The following is a 4,485-nucleotide window of genomic DNA, read 5'->3' on the forward strand; positions in this document are numbered from 1 at the left end:
TTCTTTGATTTTTTCGGTATATTTGCCAACATCAGTAACAAAATTCCGCCACTTCACAAAGCCGGCGGGACGTTATGCAACATATTTACCAACTGTTCGTTTAAAAATCATGAACTTAAGATTAAAATATTTTTTTCTACTGTTAATCTCATTGAAATTATGTTCACAGGAGATTGATATGAAACATAACGAAAACCTCATAGATAGAGAGTTTATTAGTAAAGATCTATCCCAAGTAGAAAATGATAGTTCTCAAAAAATCTTGATATTCATCCAGCAATCCGCAAATTCGGATTATGAAATATTCTTGAAAAACAATTCCATAGATACATTAAGCATTTTATTACAAGATGAAAGCATAAAAATTATTCAAGAAGCAAAAGATCAGAAAGGAAATTGGAAACCAATTGAATATTGGAAATCCGCTTGGTGTGGAAATAGTTATTATACTGAGAAAATTGCTCCATATGTAACAATTAAAAGCATCTCAAAAAGTTATAGTGGTAATTTCACAACCTTAATTCGATTTAAACTTTTACATAATAACAAAAATTATTTTTCAAATGAGATTGCGGGAAATGTAAATCTTTCGCAATTTAAGCTAACCGAAAAAATGAAATTAGATTCTGGGATAACAGGTGAAGCTTTTAGGATAAAAGAATCCACAATGATGAAATACATCTTTTTAGAAGTTGATGGAGCAAAAGATTTTATGAATGAATATAATCTATGGGTTGAAGCAAGAAAAAAGAAATATGAAAAAAGCATTAAAAAATAATACGTTGCATAACAGCGGTTTTGTGCAAGCGAGGTTGCGGTGTTTAATGGAACGAGCTGGCTCAAAAAGTCTTTGCTTTTTTTGAAAAATTTTTTTTCCAAACTTTCGGTATATTTGTAAGCATCAGTAATAAAAATCCTCGCCTGCTCAAAGCCGGCAGGACGTTGTGCGTCATTTTAGCCGAACGAAATCGAAACAAAAAAACATTAATTCATGGGTTGGAAAATATTTGTAACTTTTATTAAAGATGCTGGAAATCTTGAAATAAACGACAACTTAGTTAAATCTTTAGGCTTTAAAGATTTTCAATTTATTGAGAAAACAAACTTCAATGAAAGACCAGAAATTGGCGAACTTTATGTTTCAAAATATAATAATCATCTTTTGCTTGCAAATGCTGACCTAATTTGGGAATTTACAAAGCCAACAATTTCAAGAACAGAAAAAACTTTTATTGAAAGATTTCCAGACAAAGAAATCTTCTCTTTGTCTTTAGGTTATGGAACATATTTTTGCTTAATTGAAAATGGAAAAAAAATTCGTTTAAGAGAAGTTGGTGATGAAATTTACCAAGATATTGGAGAATTACTTCCTGAAGAAATTTATTTGAAAAATGAGAATTTGTTTGACGAAAATGAACTTGAATTTATGAAGAATGAACTAACAGATGAAGAATTTGAACAACAATATCAATCAATTTTAGCTTATGAAACCGCATTTGAGTTGACTAAACGAATTTTTGGAAAAAGATATGATGAACTTGATATTAAAGACTATGAATTTGAAAGTGTAAAATACAGAAACTTTCTAATCGATAATGTTCAAGATTATGGAATAAAAGCTGAAATGCAATTCGAAAAATAAAAACGAACGCACAACAGTGGTTTTGTGCAAGCGAGGTTTTGGGGATTTATCGGTAATGGTAAGTGTTTGCACTTCTCTCCTATTTTTCAATATTTTCTTTCAAACTTTTCGGTATATTTGTAAACATCAGTAATAAAAATCCTCGCCTTCACAAAGCCCCGGGACGTTAGCCGTCAGTTTAACTACACGAAACGAAAAAGACCAAAAGAATGAAGAAAATATTTTTACCAATTATTATTACCCTTATTGTTTTTTTCCTAATATACAATTCAAAGACAGAGTATTACGAAAAGAGCAAAGAGTTTCATAATAGTTACTTTAGCAGCGAAATAATTAAAATTGAGCAAGCTAGAGGAACAAAAATTTATTATGAAAACGATAATTTTTTCTATGAAAGTGATTATAAAGGTGTCAAATTAATGGTTAATGATGTGATAAGAAAAAGTAGTGATGGAATAACTATTTTGAGAAAAAACTCTAAAGGAAAATATATTGAAATTGGAAAAGGAAAAAGTATTGAACCTAAGATAAGTTATTTCAAATATTTCTTTGACTTGTAATGCATAAAAGGTAAAATAAACTTACAATAAAACCGAACGGCTAACAGCGGTTTTAAGAAATTGGGGGTTTAGCGTATAATGGAACGGTCTTTTTGTATATTTGAATTCAGTCTTAATGGAATGGTTCGGGAACAAAAATCCCCAACTTCTTAAAGCCGGCGGGACGTTAGCAGCAAATTTTAAAAAAACAAACAATTCTTAAAAAATCATGATAAATAAAATTACATTTCTTTTGATTTTATCAATGATAATTTCATGTAGTGATAAAAAGGAAAACATTAATAATCAATCAACATCAAAAGAGAATGTACAAATAGATACTTTGTCTAGTATTAATAAAATTAATACCTTATCACATACTAATGAAACTGATACATTATCAAATAACAATGACAACTCAGAAGTTGGTTATAATATCATGGAAAATGAAAGTATTGGTAAACTTAAATATGGTTTATCTTTATTAGAAGTTATTGAGTTATATGGAAAACCTAGTGAAGAAACTAAATCTGTATTATGGTCTGGTGATGGTGAATATCATCAAACAATCAAGTATATAGATGACGGAATCGAACTCGATGTGATTGGTGACCCAGGAACTCAAAAAAAAATAAATATGATTACTATAACTAACCCATCAGAGCTCAAAACTTTGAAGAATATTGGAATAGGAAGTGATTATATCAATGTTAAAAATGCATATAAAGATCAAATCTCAACAGATTTTTCGAATGATAAGTCAATTGTTGTTGGTTCAATTTATGGTGGCTTAATCTTTACTCTAAAGAATAATAAAGTAGAATCAATTTTCATTGGATCCGCAGCCGAATAAATAAATCTGCTGCTAACAGCGGTTTTGTGCAAGCGGGGTTTTGGGGATTTATCGGTAATGGTAAGTGTTTGCACTTCTCTCCTATTTTTGAGCTTTTTTCTTTCTAACTTTTCGGTATATTTGTAAACGTCAGTAATAAAAATCCCCGCCTGACACAAAGCCGGTGGACGTTAGCAGCTATATTGACAACCATAATGGATAAAATAACCGAAATATTGGAGTTTGTAAAAGAATTCACCGGAGCAGATAACGTAACTGAAGAAAGCGATATTGAGACAGAAATTGGATGTTATGGTGACGATTTTGATGAACTAATTGAAAAATATTCAAAAAAATTCAACGTTGATGTATCTTCTTACTTATGGTATTTTCATACCGGTGAAGAAGCATCTTTCAATATCGGTTCCATCTTTTCAAAACCTCCTAACGAACTTGTCAAACGTATACCAGTAACACCTAAAATGTTATTGGAATTTTCTGAAAAAGGAAAATGGGATATAAAATATCCGATGCATAAAATCCCAAAAATAAGATACGATATGATAATTAATCAAATAATCTTTATTGGCATCATAATTTGGGGAATCTATTATTGGTTTTTTAAATAATAAAAATACAGCTGCTAACACCGGTTTAAAACAATGGCAACGTTCGGGATTTATCGGCAAACTTTTGTGAATATTTTAATCTTCGATTTGAAGCTTTTTCTTTCAAACTTTTCGGTATATTTGTTTTCGGCGGTGACAAAATTTTGCCACTGTTTCAAGCCGAAAAACGTTACCAGCAATTTTAAAAAAAAATGAACTTAATAAACAAACTATTTAACAAGCCTAAAGTGGATTGTCCTAGATGTTTAGGCAAAGGAAATGTAGATTGGGACGATATAAAAAGACTTGGACAAGAATTAAAATGGCTTCCAGGCGAATGTGCATACTGCAATGCTACAGGAAAAGTTACTTCTGAAATGTTATCAAAAATTTCTGTGGATAATATGTATTTAACCACAGATATTACTCAAGATGAAAGACAAAAATTAATTAATAATGACTCAGATGCTTTAGAAAGAGCAGCTTATTATGAGATGGAGGTTAATGGTTTTATAAAACAAGTAGAATATCTTTACTTCAATGCTAACTTAAATTTGGGCACGATAGTAGAATTTTACTTAATTAATAAAACCGAACTAGAAATATCCCCAAGCGAAAAAGAAAAATTTATTGATTATATAGAAAGAATTATTGAGCATAAAAAAACAAAATATAATTAGAAAAACTGCTGGTAACAGCGGTTTTGAGCAAGTGGGGTTTTGGTGTTTAATGGAATGAGCTGGCTCAAAAAGTCTTTGCTTTTTTTGAAAATTTTCTTCCAAACTTTTAGGTATATTTGTAAACATCAGTAACAAAAATCCCCACCAGCTCAAAGCCGGCGGGACGTTAGCTGCAAGTTTACCA

6 protein-coding genes are annotated in these 4,485 nt (G+C 30.3%); all 6 read left to right on the forward strand.

Translation table 11 applies throughout. The features are described from left to right. The coding region (locus ABGT15_RS13070; RefSeq protein ID WP_367231898.1) for a hypothetical protein at positions 1–778 on the forward strand (778 nt) is incomplete at its 5' end. A 213-nt stretch (positions 779–991) separates the two neighbouring features. Continuing rightward, positions 992–1,642, forward strand: a complete 651-nt coding sequence (locus ABGT15_RS13075; RefSeq protein WP_367231899.1) for a hypothetical protein — start codon at positions 992–994, stop codon at positions 1,640–1,642. 209 nt (positions 1,643–1,851) lie between these two features. Then, the gene (locus tag ABGT15_RS13080; RefSeq protein WP_367231900.1) at positions 1,852–2,202 is read left to right on the forward strand and encodes a hypothetical protein; all 351 of its coding nucleotides are present in this window, start codon (positions 1,852–1,854) and stop codon (positions 2,200–2,202) included. A gap of 208 nt (positions 2,203–2,410) precedes the next feature. After that, positions 2,411–3,034 (forward strand): hypothetical protein, encoded by a 624-nt coding sequence (locus tag ABGT15_RS13085; protein WP_367231901.1) that lies wholly within the window; start codon positions 2,411–2,413, stop codon positions 3,032–3,034. A 194-nt stretch (positions 3,035–3,228) separates the two neighbouring features. Then, positions 3,229–3,642, forward strand: coding sequence for a DUF1493 family protein (locus ABGT15_RS13090; protein ID WP_437125369.1), 414 nt, complete (start codon positions 3,229–3,231; stop codon positions 3,640–3,642). 191 nt (positions 3,643–3,833) lie between these two features. After that, positions 3,834–4,301: a hypothetical protein gene (locus tag ABGT15_RS13095; RefSeq protein ID WP_367231903.1), complete on the forward strand. Its 468-nt coding sequence runs from the start codon at positions 3,834–3,836 to the stop codon at positions 4,299–4,301. Positions 4,302–4,485: the final 184 nt, after the last annotated feature.

Source organism: Flavobacterium enshiense (assembly GCF_040750275.1).
GTDB lineage: Bacteria > Bacteroidota > Bacteroidia > Flavobacteriales > Flavobacteriaceae > Flavobacterium > Flavobacterium enshiense_B.

Bases quoted from the DNA above. Each gene is read 5' to 3' on its own strand.
- ABGT15_RS13075 (WP_367231899.1), top strand. From the start codon at position 992: ATGGGTTGGAAAATATTTGTAACTTTTATTAAAGATGCTGGAAATCTT.
- ABGT15_RS13080 (WP_367231900.1), top strand. From the start codon at position 1,852: ATGAAGAAAATATTTTTACCAATTATTATTACCCTTATTGTTTTTTTC.
- ABGT15_RS13085 (WP_367231901.1), top strand. From the start codon at position 2,411: ATGATAAATAAAATTACATTTCTTTTGATTTTATCAATGATAATTTCA.
- ABGT15_RS13090 (WP_437125369.1), top strand. From the start codon at position 3,229: ATGGATAAAATAACCGAAATATTGGAGTTTGTAAAAGAATTCACCGGA.
- ABGT15_RS13095 (WP_367231903.1), top strand. From the start codon at position 3,834: ATGAACTTAATAAACAAACTATTTAACAAGCCTAAAGTGGATTGTCCT.